Annotated in this window: 18 protein-coding genes, 1 tRNA gene and 2 pseudogenes; 11 read left to right on the forward strand and 10 right to left on the reverse strand. The window is 67.7% G+C overall.

Going from position 1 to position 18,285, the window contains the following annotated elements; genetic code table 11:
• Positions 1-31: 31 nt before the first annotated feature.
• From ACUYTF_RS04920 to ACUYTF_RS04930, 3 genes are all read right to left on the reverse strand, one after another.
• Positions 32-1,273, reverse strand: coding sequence for a Dyp-type peroxidase (locus ACUYTF_RS04920; protein WP_434142787.1), 1,242 nt, complete (start codon positions 1,271-1,273; stop codon positions 32-34).
• Positions 1,273-1,854, reverse strand: a complete 582-nt coding sequence (locus ACUYTF_RS04925) for a copper chaperone PCu(A)C (protein ID WP_434142786.1) — start codon at positions 1,852-1,854, stop codon at positions 1,273-1,275. The genes ACUYTF_RS04920 and ACUYTF_RS04925 overlap by 1 nt, the downstream gene beginning before the upstream one ends.
• 258 nt (positions 1,855-2,112) lie before the next feature.
• A complete protein-coding gene (locus ACUYTF_RS04930) occupies positions 2,113-2,748 on the reverse strand; it encodes a hypothetical protein (protein WP_434142785.1) in 636 nt (211 codons plus the stop codon).
• Between the two features lie 146 nt (positions 2,749-2,894).
• Here ACUYTF_RS04930 and ACUYTF_RS04935 point away from each other — a divergent pair.
• Together ACUYTF_RS04935 and ACUYTF_RS04940 are read left to right on the forward strand one after the other, a co-directional pair.
• Positions 2,895-3,497, forward strand: a pseudogene (locus ACUYTF_RS04935) (IS30 family transposase); the annotation flags it as partial.
• A 4-nt stretch (positions 3,498-3,501) separates the two neighbouring features.
• A pseudogene (locus tag ACUYTF_RS04940) lies at positions 3,502-3,795 on the forward strand (integrase core domain-containing protein); the annotation flags it as partial.
• A 384-nt stretch (positions 3,796-4,179) separates the two neighbouring features.
• On the opposite strand, the gene ACUYTF_RS04945 reads toward ACUYTF_RS04940, so the two are convergent.
• A tRNA-Leu gene (locus tag ACUYTF_RS04945) sits at positions 4,180-4,262 on the reverse strand.
• A gap of 170 nt (positions 4,263-4,432) precedes the next feature.
• Here ACUYTF_RS04945 and ACUYTF_RS04950 point away from each other — a divergent pair.
• Genes ACUYTF_RS04950 through pknB form a run of 7 tightly spaced genes read left to right on the forward strand, consistent with a single transcriptional unit; the run spans position 4,433 to position 13,471 of the window.
• On the forward strand, positions 4,433-5,272 hold the full coding sequence (locus ACUYTF_RS04950; RefSeq protein WP_434144476.1) for an FhaA domain-containing protein: 840 nt from the start codon (positions 4,433-4,435) through the stop codon (positions 5,270-5,272).
• Positions 5,269-5,787, forward strand: coding sequence for an FHA domain-containing protein FhaB/FipA (locus tag ACUYTF_RS04955; RefSeq protein ID WP_434144475.1), 519 nt, complete (start codon positions 5,269-5,271; stop codon positions 5,785-5,787). Before ACUYTF_RS04950 ends, ACUYTF_RS04955 begins: the two co-directional genes overlap by 4 nt.
• Positions 5,788-5,789: 2 nt before the next feature.
• Positions 5,790-7,061 carry a Stp1/IreP family PP2C-type Ser/Thr phosphatase gene (locus ACUYTF_RS04960; protein WP_434144474.1) on the forward strand — a complete coding sequence of 424 codons (1,272 nt, stop codon included), beginning with the start codon at positions 5,790-5,792 and terminating at the stop codon, positions 7,059-7,061.
• Entirely contained in the window at positions 7,054-8,448 is a 1,395-nt protein-coding gene (locus ACUYTF_RS04965; protein WP_434144473.1) for an FtsW/RodA/SpoVE family cell cycle protein, read from the forward strand. The genes ACUYTF_RS04960 and ACUYTF_RS04965 overlap by 8 nt, the downstream gene beginning before the upstream one ends.
• Positions 8,445-9,932, forward strand: coding sequence for a penicillin-binding transpeptidase domain-containing protein (locus ACUYTF_RS04970; protein WP_434144472.1), 1,488 nt, complete (start codon positions 8,445-8,447; stop codon positions 9,930-9,932). The genes ACUYTF_RS04965 and ACUYTF_RS04970 overlap by 4 nt, the downstream gene beginning before the upstream one ends.
• Positions 9,929-11,695, forward strand: coding sequence for a protein kinase domain-containing protein (locus ACUYTF_RS04975; protein WP_434144471.1), 1,767 nt, complete (start codon positions 9,929-9,931; stop codon positions 11,693-11,695). Before ACUYTF_RS04970 ends, ACUYTF_RS04975 begins: the two co-directional genes overlap by 4 nt.
• 57 nt (positions 11,696-11,752) lie before the next feature.
• The gene (pknB, locus tag ACUYTF_RS04980) at positions 11,753-13,471 is read left to right on the forward strand and encodes a Stk1 family PASTA domain-containing Ser/Thr kinase (protein ID WP_434144469.1); all 1,719 of its coding nucleotides are present in this window, start codon (positions 11,753-11,755) and stop codon (positions 13,469-13,471) included.
• Positions 13,472-13,533: 62 nt separating this feature from the next.
• On the opposite strand, the gene ACUYTF_RS04985 is transcribed toward pknB, so the two are convergent.
• From ACUYTF_RS04985 to ACUYTF_RS04995, 3 genes are read right to left on the reverse strand one after another with little or no spacing between them, the layout of a single operon-like run.
• Positions 13,534-14,169, reverse strand: a complete 636-nt coding sequence (locus tag ACUYTF_RS04985) for an anthranilate synthase component II (protein WP_449279382.1) — start codon at positions 14,167-14,169, stop codon at positions 13,534-13,536.
• Positions 14,166-14,324: a hypothetical protein gene (locus tag ACUYTF_RS04990; protein WP_434144467.1), complete on the reverse strand. Its 159-nt coding sequence runs from the start codon at positions 14,322-14,324 to the stop codon at positions 14,166-14,168. The genes ACUYTF_RS04985 and ACUYTF_RS04990 overlap by 4 nt, the downstream gene beginning before the upstream one ends.
• On the reverse strand, positions 14,324-15,088 hold the full coding sequence (locus ACUYTF_RS04995; RefSeq protein ID WP_434144466.1) for a class E sortase: 765 nt from the start codon (positions 15,086-15,088) through the stop codon (positions 14,324-14,326). The genes ACUYTF_RS04990 and ACUYTF_RS04995 overlap by 1 nt, the downstream gene beginning before the upstream one ends.
• 104 nt (positions 15,089-15,192) lie before the next feature.
• Here ACUYTF_RS04995 and ACUYTF_RS05000 point away from each other — a divergent pair, with 104 nt between their 5' ends.
• Positions 15,193-15,468, forward strand: coding sequence for a cell division protein CrgA (locus ACUYTF_RS05000; RefSeq protein ID WP_434144465.1), 276 nt, complete (start codon positions 15,193-15,195; stop codon positions 15,466-15,468).
• Between the two features lie 189 nt (positions 15,469-15,657).
• On the opposite strand, the gene ACUYTF_RS05005 is transcribed toward ACUYTF_RS05000, so the two are convergent.
• Both ACUYTF_RS05005 and ACUYTF_RS05010 read right to left on the reverse strand, forming a co-directional pair.
• The gene (locus ACUYTF_RS05005) at positions 15,658-16,593 is read right to left on the reverse strand and encodes a rhomboid family intramembrane serine protease (protein ID WP_434144464.1); all 936 of its coding nucleotides are present in this window, start codon (positions 16,591-16,593) and stop codon (positions 15,658-15,660) included.
• An 11-nt stretch (positions 16,594-16,604) separates the two neighbouring features.
• On the reverse strand, positions 16,605-17,114 hold the full coding sequence (locus tag ACUYTF_RS05010; protein ID WP_434144462.1) for a peptidylprolyl isomerase: 510 nt from the start codon (positions 17,112-17,114) through the stop codon (positions 16,605-16,607).
• Positions 17,115-17,226: 112 nt separating this feature from the next.
• Between ACUYTF_RS05010 and ACUYTF_RS05015 the strand changes: the two genes are divergently transcribed.
• Positions 17,227-17,727, forward strand: a complete 501-nt coding sequence (locus ACUYTF_RS05015; RefSeq protein WP_434144461.1) for a DNA/RNA helicase — start codon at positions 17,227-17,229, stop codon at positions 17,725-17,727.
• A gap of 47 nt (positions 17,728-17,774) precedes the next feature.
• On the opposite strand, the gene ACUYTF_RS05020 is transcribed toward ACUYTF_RS05015, so the two are convergent.
• A complete protein-coding gene (locus tag ACUYTF_RS05020) occupies positions 17,775-18,284 on the reverse strand; it encodes an NUDIX domain-containing protein (RefSeq protein WP_434144460.1) in 510 nt (169 codons plus the stop codon).
• Position 18,285 lies beyond the last annotated feature (1 nt).

Genomic DNA, 18,285 nt, shown 5'->3' on the forward strand with positions numbered 1-18,285 from the left:
CGCTGCGACCTCGCGGAGATGCCGCCATGGGTCAGCGCAGCAGGGTATCGCCGATGAAACCGCCCTCCGCACAGCCGGGCGGGATCGCAAACACCGCCGACCCGATCGGGGTAGTCCACTCGTTGAGCAGATCGAGCTCGTCCAGGCGGCGCTGGATCGGCACGAACTGCCGCTCCACATCCGCCTGGTAGGAGACGAAGATCAACCCCGACTCCGACAGCTCATCACCCGCAGGCGGGCCCTGATAGTTGTAGGCACGACGGAAGATCCGCTCGTGCGCCTCGACCGGGCGGGCCCTCGCCATATGGGAGAACTCCGGGATCACCGTGAACCCGATCGGGGTCTTCGCCTCGAAGTCAGGTTCATCGAACTCAGCCGCCGCCCCGTGCGGGCTGCTCGTGAGCGGTGCGCCGTTGGACTGGAACCGGCCGATGGATTGGTCGCGTCCGGAACGGTCGAGACGATCCCACTTGTCCAGATCCATCCGGATCCTACGGATCACCGCCCCCGTGCCGCCCGAAAGCCAGCCGCCCGTGGACCACACGACCTCGTCGAAGTCCGCGGTGCCGGGGGTGGGGTTGGTGGTGCCGTCGACCTGCCCGAACAGGTTCCGCATCGTCGTGCCCGGCTTCACCGAACCGTGCGCGCGCCGGAACCCCGACTGCACCCACCGTAAGCCTGCGAAGCTGCGCGTGTCCTTGAGGAGCATCCGGGTCGCGTGCGCGACCGTGACCGGGTCGTCCGAGGCGACCTGGATCAGCAGATCCCCGTCACCGTACTCCGGTTGGAGCTGGTCGATGCCGAACGCGGGCAACGGCCCCAACCACCCGGGGCTGGGGCCGCCCGCGCGAGCGACGAAGCCCGGCCCGAACCCAAACGTCACCGTCAACCTCGCGGGTGCGACTGCGAGTTCCGGTTCGGAATCCGCGAGCGGCGGCACACCCTGCGTGAGACGCGCCGCATCATCCGTGAGGATCCCCATCATGCGCCGCAGCCCATCCCGGTCAGTCTCCTGGTGCAGGTCGAGGCCGATGAACACGGCGTGCGCCTGTGCATCGGTATCCACCCCGGCCTGATGTGCACCGTAGAACGGCACCGTCTCGCTACCGTTCAGCGGCATCGACGCAGGCGCTTCACCGCCGCGTGGGGTGAGGGCGTAGTCGATGCCGAGTGCGGCGGCCGCGCCGACCCCGGCGGCAGCCCCTCCGAGGAGGAACTGCCGCCGGGTCGACGACGCCTTGCCGGACGGCTCGCCCCGGTCGGCGCCCCTCATCAGTGCTCGCTGTGGTCGGCGTCGTCGTGGTTCATGTCGCCATGATCCATGTCGCCCTCATACGTCTCGTTTGCGCCCGCGTAGTCCTTCGCGACGGCCGTGAACTCGAACGTGGAGCCGTCGGAGAACGTGAGGGTGAACGTCACCTCCTGACCGGCCTGGATCGCCTCCGGGAGTTCCATCAGCATGAGATGGTTCCCGCCGGGTTCCAGGTGCAGGTGGTCGTTCGCGGGGATCGTGAAGCCGCCCTCGACCTCCCGCATCACCATCTGCCCCGAATCGTTCTCGACGGTCTCGTGGAGTTCCATCATCGGCGACGCCGACGATTCCACCAACACCACCGTCACGTCCTGGTCTGAGTCGTTCTCGAGCGTGCCGAACGCGGCCGTCATCTCGCCCGGCTGCGCGGTCTTCACCCACGCGTCTTCGATCGAGACCGCGTCCGCCTGGGCCGTCTGCGCGGCAGATTCCTCCTGTTGTGTGTTCGTGCCGCCGGTGGCCCCTGTCGCGCATCCGGTCAGCGCGAGCAGCGCCACCCCGAACACGGCCCCGGCGCGCGCGGCGCGATTGCGAATCTTCATCATTGGTTTCTTGTGCCTTTCAAACATGCATACTCCCGACCGCCAGGCGCACTCGTGCGCCGGGTTGGCACCGCACCCGCCTGTGCGGGGATGCGGTCAGATCAATACGAACTGCCGTATAGATACGCCCAAACGCGCTCTCCTTAGTGGTGGCAGGGTTCACGCAAGCGACAGCGCACGCAAGATAGGCGTGCGTGCGCGGCGACAACCGGCTACAGCACACGAATCGCCAGCCTGAAAGCGGCGACACTGAGAGAGTTAGTGAGCGATCCGAAAGATACGAGGCGGCCCGCGCCTGCTCAGCGTCGATGCGTGAAGCTGCGACAGCACCGACCAACCGCTCGTCTCCACGGTGACCGGCACCCGCGCCGGGGCCGTCGCGACCGGGAAACGCAGCGGCACCACGAGACGATGCCGCACCCATGCGACGAACTGCTCCGCCAAGGCGCGGAGACGATGAATCGCCTTCTCACCCCTATACAGGAAGAAGACCGTGACCGCGGCACCGATGAAGTGCGACACCCACATCGTGGCATCGCCATGCACCAGCGTGATCGTCTGCTCCGACACCACCGGCATCTGCATCATCCCGTGACCGTGATGGTGACCGGCGGACATATTCATCTGCGCGCCCGCGGTAGGGGTGCCAAGCACGAAAAGCGTGTGAAACAGCATCTGGCTCGCGACCACCGACACCGACAGCCGAGCAAGCGACAGCTTCCGCCCAGCAAGCAGGATGCACACCATCAACGACAGCAGCAACGGCACAGCGATACCCAGCGGCCCAGGCATCGCGCCCCCGCCGACGACATGCGAGAACAATGCCGCGAACGTCGCGATCCCGGCCGCGCTCGATCCGCGCACCAAGTGCGGGAGACGCGACGGAGACTGCATACACCCATTATCGCAGTTCCGGTAGCTTCACACCGCTCCACCCTGGCCGACCGGCTTCACGCTCTCTGGACAGCGCCCTCCGCGCGCCTCCAACCCCGAACCTCTTCAGGGACTGCTGCACGGATAGGTGACATCTGAGTTGGCTAGGTGTAGTTCCTCGGGACGTCGTGCTCTCCGAGCGGCCGGCCGAGGCCGATGATCGTGCCGTTCCCGGGCACTGGGAGGGTGATCTGATCATCGGCACGGGCCGGTCCGCGATCGGCACGCTCATCGAGCGCTCCAGCCGCTCCACGCTGCTGGTTCACCTGCCCCGTCTGGAGGGGTGGGGCAAGACACCAGTCGTGAAGAACGGGGCCTCGCTCGGCGGATATGGTGCTGTCGCGATGAACGCCGCGCTGGCTTCATCGATCACATCCCTGCCGATCCAGCTGCGCAAAACGCTGACCTGGGATCGCGGGAAAGAGCTCTCCGGGCATGCGCAGTTCACCCTCGATACCGGTACGAAGGTGTTCTTCGCCGATCCGCACTCGCCTTGGCAGCGACCCACGAACGAGAACACCAATGGTCTGCTGCGGCAGTATTTCCCGAAGGGTACTGACTTGTCGCGGTGGTCGGCCACGGATCTCGAGGCGGTGGCCCTCGCCCTCAATAACAGGCCTCGCAAAGTTCTTGGCTGGAGAACCCCGGCAGAGGTATTCGCCGAGCAGCTACAATCGCTCCAACAACCCGGTGTTGCATCGACCGGTTGAACCCGCCCAGTTCCGCAGCCGGAAGTTCCTGCGCGCCCTGACCCACCACCGCCTCGTCGGATCGATGGGCCGAGTCGGCGCGGCCGGAGACAACGCGGCCATGGAATCGTTCTTCGCCCTGCTGCAGAAGAACGTCCTCAACCGCCGGCGCTGGGCCACCCGCGCTCAGCTGCGCATCGCGATCGTGACCTGGATCGAACGCACCTATCACCGACGCCGCAAGCAGGCCTCGCTGGGGCGTTTGACGCCCGTCGAGTTCGAGGCCATCATGAACACGACCGTCGCACTGGCGGCGTGACTAGAACTGTCACCTAATCGTGCAGCAGTCCCCATCGCAGCCAAGACGTCTGGCAAGAAGCGTCGCGTAAGCCGGCGCAAGGACAGTAGTGGACAGCCGTTGAGACGCCCGTACGAGCTCGACCTCGATACCGGGTCACCGCCGGGCGACAGCAGCTGAGAAATCAGCTAAACCCGAAACTTCACATTGAGTTAATACGAGCCCCGAAAGGGGCTACACGTGCTCCAGCGAGAGCGTCAATACGAGCGTCTCCACATAGAAGCGGCCGTCACGCCGTCCCCCAGCACCGCCGAAAACGAAGAAGCGGGCCGGATCTCCGTAGAGATCCGACCCGCTTTCGAATTTCGTGAACTCGGGGCCTCACATTTCGTGAAACACCCTGAGTGCGCGAGGGGGGACTTGAACCCCCACGCCCTTGCGGGCACTGGCACCTGAAGCCAGCGCGTCTGCCATTCCGCCACTCGCGCGCATCGCCGCCCGGGCTTCCGCTCGGGCAACTCTGCAAGCTTAGCAGCTTGGATCGGCTCACACCAAAGCGGGCTAAACTGATGCGAACCTGTGTTCCGGCAGGCCCGGACCACACGGGCGACCTGCTAGGAATGAGTGAGAGCAAGACCGAGAGAGAGCGAAGCGGTACGTGGGCATTCTGGACAGCGTTGAGCGTGGGCTCGAACGCGCCGTGAACGGCGCCTTCGCCCGCACGTTCCGCTCCGGCGTGCAGCCCGTCGAGATCGCCTCGGCGCTCAAGCGCGAACTCGACATCGGCGCCGTCATCGTCGACCGCGACCGCGTACTCGTTCCCAACCGCTTCACCGTGCGCGTGGCCCCGAACGAGGCCGACCGCCTGCGCAGCATCGGCGATACCCTCGAGCAGGAGCTGCGCGGCGTCGTCTCGAAGCATGCGCAGCGCCAGAACTACCAGCTGCTCGGCGAGCCCGACGTCGAGATCCGCGCCGACGGTTCGCTGACCGCCGGCGTCGTCGAGATCGACGCGTCGCGCGTCGAGGGCTCGGTCGACTGGGTGGCCGTGCTCGAGGTCGACGGCGTACGCCACGAACTGAATCGCGGCACGACGACCATCGGCCGCGGCAGCGACTGCGGAGTGCGCATCACCGACAATGCCGCATCGCGCAAGCACCTCGAGATCATCTGGGACGGCTCGGCGGGCGTCGCGCGCGACCTCGGCTCGACCAACGGGTCGAAGATCAATGGGCAGAAGTTCCGCGAGGCGGCGCTCGTCGCGGGCACCGTCATCACGATCGGCCAGACCTCGCTGCGCTTCAACATGGCGCCCGGCCGCAAGAACGCGGCGCCGGCCCAGCGGCCGCAGCCCGCGCAGAGCACCCCGCAGCCGCAGCGCCCCGCGCCGCCCCAGCGCCGGCAGACCTCCGCCCCACCGCTCTCCTCGATGCCCTCGGCCGGCAAGGACGGCAACGACGCTCCCGGCATCGATCAAGATTTCTGGAGGGGACTGTGAGCGAACTCACCCTGCTCATCCTCCGCAGCGGCTTTCTGCTGCTGCTGTGGTTCTTCATCTTCGCGATCGTCTACGCGTTGCGGAGCGATCTCTTCGGCGCCCCCGTGCGCCGCATGAAGAACACCGACGCCGGCCCGTCGGTGCAACAGCTGCAGCCGGCCGCCCCCGTCCCGGCCGCCGCCCCCGCAGCCGACAACAGTCTCCCCTCTGCGGGCACCGGTGAAGCCGCGCGCCACCTCTACATCACCTCGGGCGTCGCGACCGGCACCACGATCGACCTCGATGAAGACCTCGTCACCATCGGCCGCAGCGGCGACTCCACACTCGTCATCGTCGACGAATACACCTCGACCTACCACGCGCGCCTCATGAAGACGGGCCAGCAGTGGGTGCTCACCGACCTCGACTCCACCAACGGCACGCGCTTGAACGGCCAGCGCATCTCGAAGCCGGAGACGGTGCCTCTGTTCACCCCGGTCACGATCGGCACGACCACGTTCGAGCTGAGGCCCTGAGCGTGAGCGTCGGCTACGAAAGCGCCATCGGCTCCCATGTCGGAATGGTGCGATCCAACAATCAGGATTCCGGTTTCGCCGGAGACCACCTGTTCCTCGTCGCCGACGGCATGGGCGGCCACGCGGGCGGCGACGTCGCCTCCGCGATCGCCACGAAGTTCATCTCCGATATCGACGTCCCGCCGACCGAGAACGCCGCGAAGACCGCCGAGCAGCTGCGCACGAAGGTGCTCGCGGCGAACAAGCGCCTGCGCGACACCGTGCTCGACCGGCCCGAGCTCGCCGGCATGGGCACGACCTTCGTCGGCTTCATCACGGTCGGCGAGCAGCTCGCTCTCGCCCACATCGGCGACTCGCGGCTCTACCTGCTGCGCGGCAACAAGCTGCACCAGGTCACTCAGGATCACACCTTCGTGCAGCACCTCGTCGACACCGGCAAGATCACCGAGGAGGAGGCGAAGACCCACCCCCGCCGCTCGGTGCTGATGCGAGTGCTCGGCGATGTCGACGCCTCGCCGAAGGTCGACACGCACGTGCTCGACACGCGGCCCGGCGACGTCTGGCTGCTCTGCTCCGACGGCCTCTGCGGCTACGTCGAAGACCCCGACATCGAGAAGATCCTGCGCCGCCGCCACTCGCTGCAGGGCGCAGTCGACGACCTCATCGACAAGAGCCTCGCGCACGGCGCGCCCGACAACGTGACCGTCGTGCTCGTCGAGACGGTCGCCCAGCCAGCGACCGACCCCTTCGAGACGAAAGAGCTGCGGCCCTCGAACCAGCGCTTCGCCGGTTCGGCCGCGAACGCCCCCGACTCCCGCGACGGCGAGGTCACGACGGCGCGCACCCGCCTCATGGGCCGGCGTCGGCCGGTGCGCAAGCCGCCGCAGGTCGAAGAGAGCCACTTCGAGCCGCGCGTCGACGAGTACCTCGCCGAGCTCATGGCCGAGACGCGGCGCCGCAATCGCAACCGCCGCCTGCTGTGGGCGCTCGGCGTGCTCGCGGTGCTCCTCGCCGTCGGCGGCGCGCTGCTCTTCGGCTACCAGTGGACGCAGACCCGCTACTTCGTCGGCACCGACGGCGACACCGTCATCATCTACCGGGGCGTGCAGCAAGACATCGGTTCGTTCAGCCTGCACTCCGTCGCGGAGGACACCGACATCCCGCTCGAGCAGCTCGACGGTCTCGAGCAGCGCCAGGTCGAGCGCACGTTGAGCGCGGCCTCGCTCGCCGAGGCCCGCGACATCGTGCTGCGGCTGGGGGTGCACGATGAGTGACGCCGGCGCCGCGGCAGCACCGCGCACCTTCGAGAAGACCCGCACGAGCGAGACCGTGCTGCAGCGCATCACGGCGATCCGCGCCCCGCGCAAACTGCTGGCTCTCGAATCGTCGATGCTGCTGTTCGCGCTCGCGATCGGCGTCGCGGCCGTCGTCATCATCGACCTCACCCTCGTCGGGCGCACGACCGCGACGCTCTTGCCGATCGGCATCCTCTACATCGTCGCCGTCTTCGCCCTGCACTTCACGGTGCGCAAGGTCGCGCCCGACGCCGACCCGCTGATCATGCCCCTCGCGGTGCTGCTGAACTGCATCGGCGTCGCCATGATCTATCGCATCTCGTTCGACGACTCCGATGCCGACCCGGTGCGCCAGCTGCTGTGGTCGACCATCGCGGTGATCGCAGCGATCGCGGTGCTGCTCGTCATCCGCAACCACCTGATCCTGTTCCGCTACACCTACCTCTCGGGCCTCGCGGCGGTCGTGCTGCTGCTGCTGCCCATGCTCCCCGGCATCGGCAAGACGATCGGCGGCGCCCGCGTTTGGATCCACATCGGCGACTTCTCCTTCCAGCCCGGCGAGATCGCGAAGATCTTCCTCGCGATCTTCTTCGCGGGCTATCTCGTGCGTAACCGCGACTCGCTCGCCATGGTGGGCAAGAAGTTCCTGGGCATCCGCTTCCCGCGCGCCAGGGATCTCGGGCCGCTCCTCGTCTTCTGGCTCGCCGCGATGTCGGTGCTGGTCTTCCAGCGCGACCTCGGCACCTCGCTGCTCTACTTCGGCCTGTTCCTGACGATGCTCTACCTCGCCACCGCCCGCATCGGGTGGATCATCATCGGCGGCGGGCTCTTCATCGCCGGCGGGCTCATCGCGAGCCAGACCCTCGACTACGTGAATCGGCGCTTCGTGAACTGGCTCGACCCGTTCTCCGACCCCTACGGCGCAAGCCACCAGATGATCCAGGGCCTCTTCGGCATGGCCAACGGCGGCATGACCGGCACCGGCCTCGGGCAGGGCTACCCGGCAGATACGCCGCTGTCGTTCAGCGACTACATCATCCCGAGCCTCGGCGAGGAGCTCGGTCTGATCGGGCTGTTCATCATCCTCGCCGCCTACCTGCTGCTCGTCGGCCGCGGCCTGCGCATCGGCTTCGCCGGCCAGGACGACTTCGGCAAGCTGCTCGCCGCGGGCCTCGCCTTCACGATCGCCCTGCAAGTGTTCGTCGTCGTCGGCGGCGTCACCCGCGTCATCCCCCTCACGGGCCTCACCGCACCGTTCCTCGCGGCCGGCGGCTCCTCGCTCGTATCGAACTGGATCATCATCGCGCTGCTGCTCCTGCTGTCGAACTCCGTCCGCAATCGGCCGAAACTGGTGATCCGGGCATGAACAAACCCTTGAGGCTGCTCACCCGCCTGGTGTTCGTGATGTTCCTGGCGCTGTTCTTCGCGGTCACGATGATCCAGTTCGTCAACGCTGACGAACTGCGCGCGAACGAGCTCAACGGACGCACCGTCAAGAACGGCTACAAGGTCGAGCGCGGCTCCATTCTCATCGACGGCGACCCGATCGCGTTCTCGACCCCCACGGGCGATTCCTACCGCTACGTGCGCCAGTACACGAACGGGCCCCTGTACGCCCCGGTCACCGGCTACTACTCGAACACGCAGGGCCGCACCGGCCTCGAAGCGGCGATGAACAAGGAGCTGACGGGTTCGGGCGACGCGCAGTTCTTCACCCGCATCATGAACACCCTGAACGGCGCCAAGCCGCAGGGCAGCTCGATCGAGACCACTATCGACCCGGCCGCGCAGGAGGCCGCGACGGCGGCGCTCGTCGAGGGCGGCTTCTCGGGCGCGGTCGTCGCGATCGAACCGAAGACCGGCCGCATCCTCGCGCTCGCCTCGACCCCCTCGTTCGACCCGAACCTGCTGTCGTCGAACAGCGATGCCGACATCATCACGAACTACCGGCAGCTCGAGGACGACCCGGGGAAGCCGCTCGACAACCGCACCATCGCGGGCGATCTCTACCACCCGGGCTCGGTCTACAAGCTCGTCTCGGCGGCTGCCGCGATCGAGAGCGGCGCGGCGACGCCCGACACCGCCTACCCGAACCCCGCCCAGCTCACCCTGCCGCAGTCGACCGCGGTCATGCAGAACTCGACCCGCAGCACCTGCGGCTCGGGCGCCGAGGCGACGCTGCAGCAGGCGATCGTCTACTCCTGCAACATCCCGATCGCCGAGATGGCGATGGGCATGGATCGCGACGCCGTGCCGAAGATGGCGACGGCCTTCGGCTTCGACCAGGATCTCACGATCCCTGTCGATGTCACCCCGAGCGTGGCCCCGCTGCCCTCGGACCAGGCGCAGGTGGCACTGTCCTCGATCGGCCAGCTCGACGTGCGTTCGACCCCGCTGCAGATCGCGATGGTCTCGGCGGGCATCGCCAACGGCGGTACCGTCATGACGCCGCGGCTCGTCGACCAGGTCATCACGCCCGATCTGCGGGTCGAGACGGAGTTCGCGGACGAGGAGTTCTCGAAGCCGATCTCGAAGAAGACGGCCGACACGCTCGCGGGCATGATGGAGGCCGGCGTGAGCCAGGCCGACGGCTACGCGCACATCGCCGCGATCGACGGCGTGCGCGTCGCGGGCAAGACCGGCACGGCCGAGAACGGCACGGATGCCGACGGGAATGACCTACCGTATACCCTGTGGTTCACGGGGTTCGCGCCGGTCGATGACCCGAAGGTCGCGATCGCAGTGGTCATCGAAGACGGCGGCGGCGCGGCATATGGATTTGAGGGCGGGTCGTACGACCTGCCCACGGCAGTCGGAAAACGAGTAATGGAAGCGGTGTTGAGCGAATGAGGCCAGCGGCAGGGATCACATTCGGCGGACGCTACGAGCTCAGCTCGAGGATCGCCGTCGGCGGTATGGGCGAGGTGTGGAAGGCGAGCGACAGCATCATCGGTCGCACCGTCGCCATCAAGATCCTCAAGGACGAGTACATGGGCGATCCGGGGTTCCTGGAGCGGTTCCGCGCCGAGGCGCGCCATGCCGCGCTCGTGAACCATGAAGGCATCGCCAACGTCTTCGACTACGGCGAAGAGCAGGGTTCCGCGTACATCGTCATGGAGCTCGTTCCGGGCGAGCCGCTGTCGGCCATCATCGAGCGCGAGGGCCGTCTGCCGTCGAACCGCGTGCTCGGCATCGTCGCGCAGACCGCGACATCGCTGCAGGCCGCGCACGACGCCGGCCTCGTGCACCGCGACGTGAAGCCGGGCAACCTACTCATCACGCCCGAGGGCCGAGTCAAGATCACCGACTTCGGCATCGCCCGCATCGCCGACCAGGTACCGCTCACCGCAACCGGCCAGGTGATGGGCACCGTGCAGTACCTCGCGCCCGAGCAGGCGAGCGGCCACACCGCGACCGCCGCGACCGACATCTACTCGCTCGGCATCGTCGCCTACGAGTGCCTGGCCGGCAAGCGCCCCTTCACGGGCGAGTCGCAGGTGGCCATCGCAATGGCGCAGATCAACGACACCCCGCCCGAGCTGCCCGCCGACGTGCCGGAACCGGTGCGCAACCTGGTGATGGCGTGCCTTGCGAAGGATGCGGCGGGACGCCCGGAGACTGCGGCCAAGCTCGCGCAGGCCGCTGCGGCGCTGCACCGCGGCGATGTGCAGCTCGCCGCGAGCTACGTGCCGCAGGTGCTCGGCGATTCCGCGCCCGCCACCACCGTCATGCCGCAGACGACGGCGGGCGATGCGCAGACCACCGTCATGCCGCAGACCACCGCGCTGCCCGGCGCCCAGGCCTCGCAGGGCGCGGCGACCGCAGCGTTCGTCGACGGCGAGGAGCCCGTCGAGGAGCCGGGGAAGAAGAAGCGCAGCCCCTGGACCTGGCCGCTGATCACGCTCGCCGTGCTGCTGCTGATCATCGGCGGCAGCACCGCCTTCGCGATGCTGAACTCGGGGGGCGACGAGAAGCCGAAGACCACCACGTCGAAGACGACCACGACGTCGAAGAAGCCGACGTCGACCGCGCCCACGACCGGTGTCGTCGACGAGGCCCAGCTGCTCGGCATGGAGATCAACGAGGCCATCGGCTTCTTGCAGGGCGAGGGTTTCACCGATGTGCGCGCCGTCGAAGGCGATCCGGTCGATGCGGCGCACGCGAACGTCGTCACCTCGGTCAATCCGACGGGCACCAAGGTCAAGTTCAACCAGACGATCACGCTCACCTACAGCGTGCCGTTCGGCGATATCGCGCAGCCCGCGGCGCCGTCGGCGAGCCCCGCGAACGCGAAGGTCGACGAGAACGTCACGCTGCAGGGCATCTCGGGCAGCTGCCCGGCCGGCCTCGGCTCGCCGACGAACTTCGTGCTCGATGCGGGCGGCGGCACCATCGTCAGCGCGATCTCCGGCGGCACCGCGACCGTGAAGTTCGGCGCGGCGGGCACGTACAACGTGAGCTACACGTTCGACTGCACCAATGGCCAGTTCACGGCGACCTCGCCGGCATCGGCCCCGACCGCGATCACGGTCGAGGCCCAGTCGAACCCGAACGGCGGCAGCTCGAGCGGCAGCGACGGCACTGCCGGCTCGGGTGCCGGCGACGACCAGTAACTCGCAGGCCACGCTGGCAATGCGCCAGGGTTCGACCCTTTAGACTTGAAACGACCTATGAGCACGGAAGAGGTGGACATGCCCGAAACGCCTGCAGGCGACGGACAGCGCATCCTTGCCGGACGCTACGCCATCGGCGAGTTCGTGGGACAGGGCGGTATGGCCACTGTCTACCGCGGCACCGACACGAAGCTCGGTCGCCAGGTCGCCATCAAAGTCATGAAGGCCGACCTCGCAGGCGACGAGGATTTCCGTTCCCGGTTCCGCCAGGAGGCCCAATCGGCCTCGCGCATGGCGCACCCGACGGTCGTGCGCGTGTTCGACGCGGGCGACGACCTCATCCAGACCGCCGACGGCCCGAAGCGACTGCCATTCATCGTGATGGAGTACGTCGACGGCACCAACCTGCGGCAGCTCCTCGCCGAGGGCAAGCTCTCGATCACCGAGGCCTGCCGCGTCGTGAGCTCCGTGCTCACCGCGCTCGAGTATTCGCACCGCGCCGGCATCGTGCACCGCGATATCAAGCCCGCCAACATCATGATCACGAAGAGCGGTCAGGTGAAGGTGATGGATTTCGGCATCGCGCGTGCCGTCTCCGAGACCTCGTCGACGCTGCAGCAGACCACCGCCATCCTCGGCACCGCCGCCTACTTCTCGCCCGAGCAGGCGAAGGGCGAGTCGATCGACGCGCGCACCGACCTGTATTCGACCGCCGTGCTGCTCTTCGAGCTGCTGAGCGGCGATGTGCCCTTCCGCGGTGACACCGCGGTCGCGGTCGCCTACCAGCACGTGAGCGAGCGCCCGGTGCCCCCGAGCGAACGCAACCCCGAAGTGACTCCCGAGCTCGACCGCGTCGTGCTCTACGGCCTGGCGAAGGATCGCTCCAAGCGGTTCCAGTCGGCCTCGGAGTTCGCCGACGCGCTGCGGATGGCGGCGGACGGCGAAATGCCGAACCTGCAGCTGCAGCCGCAGTCGACGGGCGTGCTCTTCTCGGGCGGCGAGGAAGTATCGGAATCGGACCTCGCGCTGCGCCAGCTCTCGGAGGCCGGCGGAGCCGCGCGCACGCAGAGCCGCCCCCCGGTCATGTGGACGTGGGCCGCTATCCTCACCGTCGGTGCGGTCATCGTCGCCGTCGTGTTCTGGCTCGTGACGCTCGCCCCGCAGGAGTTCCAGCCGAACTCCTCGCGCGAAGTGCCCGAGCTCGTGAACATCAACCGCAGCGACGCCCTTGACGCGCTCAGGCAGCTCGAGCTCGTGCCGCTGCCGATCGAGCAGACGAACGAGAAGGTGCCGGGCGGCAAGGTCATCTCGACCGACCCGGTGGCGGGCACCGTGCTCAGCCCGGGCGACAAGATCACCGTCTACGTCTCGACCGGCCCCGAGTCGGCCGAGGTGCCGGCGTTCTCGCGCATGACCCTCGAGGAGTACACGACCGCCGTCGAGGAGCTCGGTCTCACCGTCGGCCAGATCACGCAGCAGGACGATCCGGTCGCCACCGAGAGCAAGGTGCTCGGCGTCAGCCCCGAGCCCGGTACGCGGCTCGAATCGGGCGCTTCCATCGAGGTCACCGTATCGAGCGGCATGGTCGAGATTCCGAGCGTCGTCGGCCAGCCCCTCGAGGTCGCCACGGGCATGGTCGAGGGCCGGGGGCTCGACGTGAACCTGGTTCCGTCGAAGGACTGCGTGCAGCAGGCCGGGTTCCCGATCAACTCGCAGTCGCTCGTCGGCCGCCAGCCGCAGGGCTCGAAGGTCGACTTCATCTACTGCACGGCGTAGCCCGCAGTCGGGGGCTCGCTGATCCCTGGCAGGGATCGCCCCGCTCGTGCCGGGGCGGCCTGCTACCGCTGAATGAGCGGCGACATGCTCTTCGCGACCATCGCCGCGTTCGGCAGCCCCGCGACCCGCAGCCAGTTGCCGAATTGCTGGTAGCCGCCCTCGGTGAGCACCGACTCGGGGTGGTACTGCACGCCGTAGATCGGCAGTTCGCGATGGCGCAGCGCCATGACGATGCCGTGCTCGGTCTCTGCCGTGACGACGAGCGACTCGGGCACCGTGCCGCGCACGACCGCGAGCGAGTGGTAGCGGGTGGCGTTGAACTCGGGGGCGACGTCGTCGAAGAAGGCGTCTCCGGTGTGGTGCACGCGCGAGATCTTGCCGTGCATCAGCTCGTCGGCATGGGTGACGGTAGCGCCGAGCGCCTCGGCAATCGCCTGATGCCCGAGGCAGACGCCGAGCAGCGGAATGCCGGTGCGCAGGGCGATGCCGACCATGGCGATCGAGACGCCGGCATCGGTCGGGGTGCCGGGACCCGGCGAGATGAGCACGCCGTCGTAGTCGGCGACGAGCTGCTCGAGCTCGCCCGCCGTGACGTCGTCATTGCGGATGACCCGCGTCGAGGCGCCCAGCTGCTGCAGGTAGCCGCCGATCGTGTAGACGAAGCTGTCGTAGTTGTCGATGACCAGAATCCGTGTCATGAGTCCACCGTCACTTCCTGCTGAGGCATCTGGAGCGCGACCCACGGGTATACGTAGGCGATGAGCGCGTAGACGAGGGCGGCCGCGACGATGAGCAGCACGATGACGCGCAGCCATGCGGGGCCGGGGAAGAACCGCCAGAGTATCGCGAACACTATTCCTGATCCCCCCTCAGGGCCTGATGGCCTTCCATCGTCGGGTTGAGCTCGAGCAGTTCGGCCGGAGGGCCGGCATCGCGGGGCTGGAAGCCCTCCAAGACCGAGTAGGCGATGGCGCGCTCGTCGCTGCCGGCGAGCTTCGGGTGGCAGGTGGTGAGCGTCAGGATCTGGTCGACGCCGGGCTGCCCCTCGAGGCGCGGGAACGGATTCAGCACGTCGGTCTCCTCGGGCAGCACGTACTCGATCGACCGGAAGCGGTAGGTGTACCAGCCGTCGGCGGTCTCGACGAACATGGGGTCGCCGACCCGCAGGTTCATGATCTCGCGGAACGAGTTGATCAGCGGACCCGAGCGGTGCCCGGCGAGCGCGAAGTTGCCGGGCTGGCCGGGCATCTGCGTGGTCTCGTAGTGGCCGATGCCCTTGTCGTCGAGGTTCAGCACCGTCCACCAGTCGGTCGTCTCGGCGACCGCATTCGCGTAGGTCGTGCCGAATGCGGGCACGCGCAGCACGGCGAAGCTCTCGGCCGGCGCGGGCACCGCGGTCACGGGCACGACACCGTCGTAGGGTGCGGGCGCCGGTGCGGCGTCCCACCCCGCCGAGAGCTCGTCGGAGAGCCGGGTCTGCTTCGCCGTCACCTCGAGGCCCGTGTGCCACGGCTGCCAGACGATGTATCCGAAGACGCCGAGCCCGGCGACGAGCAGCAGTTCGCCGATGACGGTGAGCGGGCTCAGACGGGCCCGGCGTCGACGTTCGGCAAGCATGCACTCATTGTAGAAGGTCGACCGCGGGCGAAACCGTGAAGCCGCTCCCGGCCGGTTGGCGCCCCATCAGCAAGGATCGGGGAGAACCGGATAGAATCGGGGGCATGGCAGCAACCGGTAAGAATCTGAGCAAGCGCAAGTCGTCCGAGGTCTCGAAGGATCGCGAAGCACTGGCGGCTGCTCGCAAGGATGCGCCGAACCCCGTATGGTTCAAGCCGGTCATGTTCGGCTTCATGCTGCTCGGCCTCGTCTGGATCGTGCTCTACTACATCACGAGCACCACGATGCAGCTGCCGGTGCCGCCGCTCGGTCAGGCGAACCTCTTCGTCGGCTTCGGCCTCGTGCTCGTCGGCTTCCTGATGACCCCGTGGTGGAAGTAGCGCCGCCCCTCAACAGGGTGAGCAATGGCCCGTCGCGCTTCCGCGACGGGCCATTGCTCTGTCCGCCCGGTCACGAACTACACGTGTGTAATTCTCCCCAGACTGTGCACAAGCCTGTGGATAACACTCGAGGGCCCGGCATGATGCCGGGCCCTCGAGTGTCTGGGCGGTCGCTCGAACGGGGACGCGTCAGGCGAACACCGGCGGCAGCGCGACGAAGTAGGCGAAGCCCAGCGCGACGAGCACCGCGCCGAGGCCGGCGAGCGCGCAGATGCGCAGGGTCTTCCGGCGCGGGCCGCGCAGGGCGAACATCAACCACGTCGTGAGGGCACCGACGATCATGCCGCCGAGGTGCGCCTGCCACGAGATCGTCGTCCCCGGCAACAGCCCGATACCGAAGTTGATCGCGAGCAGCACGATCAGCGATGTGATGTTGACATTGGCCTTGCGGAAGACCACCACCGTCGCGGCGAGCACGCCGAAGATGGCGCCCGAGGCGCCCACCGTGCGGGTCGCGAGCGTCGTCGGGTCCGCGTACACCCAGAACATCACGAAGAGCGAACCGCCGAGCCCCGCGAACAGGTACATCACGAGGTACTGCGCCCGTCCGAGCAGGTGCTCGAGATTGCGGCCGAACAGCCACAGCGCGTACATGTTGAAGAGGATGTGCAGCATGAACGTCGGGTCGTGCGTGAACATCGACGTGAGCATGCGCCACGGTTCGAACCCGAAGCCCTCGGGCAGGAAGACGCCCGGCATCGAGTAGAGCGGCGAGTACCAGAGCGCGCGGGTGATGCCGTCGCCGAAGAACCAGTGGCCGAGCAGCTGCAGCACGTACACGGCCGCGTTCACCGCGATGATCGTATACGTCACCGGATACTCGGCGGCGGCGAATCGGCGCCCCGTCACCCGGGCCGTGCGCGCAGCGCGGCTCGCCGTGCCCGGCTGCGTCTGCTTCACGCAGTCCGGGCACAGCACGCCGACGGCCGAGACCTGCTGGCAGTCCGGGCAGACGGTGCGTCCGCATCGCTGGCACAGCGTGAAGCTGTGCACGCGCGGGTGCCGGTAGCAGACGTCATCCGCACCGTATTCGACGCGTTCGCCGTATGCGGGTCCGTTCGCCACCGACGTGATCCCTAGGCCGCGGCGACGTCGACGCCGGTGATGACGACGTCCTCGACCGGGCGATCCATCGCGCCCACGGCCACGGCCGCGATCGCGTCGACGACCTGCTTCGAAGCGTCATCGGCGACCTCGCCGAAGATCGTGTGGTTGCCGTTGAGCCATGCCGGGGCGATGGTCGTGATGAAGAACTGCGAGCCGTTCGTACCGGCCAGGCGGCCGGTGAGGTCGGGGCGCTTGCCGGCGTTCGCCATGGCGAGCTGGTAGGGCTTGTCGAACACGAGCTCGGGGTGGATCTCGTCGTCGAAGGTGTAGCCGGGGCCGCCGGTGCCGGTGCCGGTGGGGTCGCCGCCCTGGATCATGAAGTCCTTGATGATGCGGTGGAAGATGACGTCGTTGTAGAAGTCCTTCTCGGCGAGGTCGACGAAGTTCTTCACCGTCTTCGGCGCGTGGTCGCCGAAGAGGTTGACGACGATGTCGCCGTGGTTCGTGTGGATGGTTGCAACAGAGGTGTGAATTGCCATGGAACCAGTGTATGCGGCGGGCACTTGCCGACGCAGACCCGTTATTCAGGGTTCGTTCGGTGTAGCGTGGAGAGGAACAGTGACATGTATCACCGTGCATAGGAGGACACCCATGAACCTGTCGCGCAAACGCCGCCGCGAACTCCGCCGCCTGCGCGGGGAGGCGCAGGAGCTGCTCGACCACCAGCGCCTCGTGCTCGGGCACGCCGGCGAAGTGCTGAACGAAGCCGGCCGTCAGGCGAAGAAGCTCAGCGACGAGCACCTCGCACCCCGCGTCGACGAGACCCTCGAGGCGGTGCGCCCGACCATCGACCGCGGCGTCGCATCGGCCCGTCGCACCGCCGACACCGTGCGTCGCGTGACGACGCCGTTCGTGGCCGCGGCTCTCGCCCGCACGATCCGCACCCTCGACGAGCTCGAGAGCCCGGCCGCCGCCTCGCAGGTGCGCGGCTTCGGCGAGCGCTCGGGCTACCTGAAGCCCGAGAAGAAGCGCCGCGCGGGCGGTCTCATCGCCCTCGGCCTGGGCCTCACCGCCGCGGTCGGCGTCGGCTACGCCATCTGGCAGGCGTTCCGCACCGACGACGAGCTCTGGATCGCTCCCGAGAGCGAATAGCCGACCCGTTACGGGGTCGACGAACGAGCCGGAGAAGCAGCGCGCAGCTACTTCTTCGGCTTGTTCGTTCTCTGGGGCGTCTTGCCGGGTTGCGACTTCGAGCCGGCGGGCTTGCCGCCCTGCCGGTTCTGCGGGCGCCGCCCGATCCCTGCCATGCGCATGCCGGTCTGCACGAGCGACAGGGTGCGCAGCCCGCGCACCTCGCGCAGCGGCACCCAGCGGGCCTCATCCGATGAGCCGCCGACCTCGTTGCGCAGCGGGCCGTCCTTCACCGTCGCGCGGTAGACGATCCTGATCGTGTGCAGTTCGGGGTCGGTGCCCTCCGGCACGTCTTCGCGCACCATGACCCGCGAGTCGACGCCGAGCAGCTTGCCGATCTTCGCTTCGAGACCCGTCTCCTCCATCACTTCGCGCACGACCGCTGCGCGGGGGTCCTCCCCGCTTTCGAGGCCGCCGCCCGGCAGCGTCCAACCGTGCAGGTGGCCGCGGCGCCAGTGGGTGAGCAGAATCTTGCCGCGGCGTTCCACCACTGCGTAGGCCGCGACTCGAAGATCCATG

It is taken from the genome of Leucobacter sp. GX0328 (genome assembly GCF_053567315.1).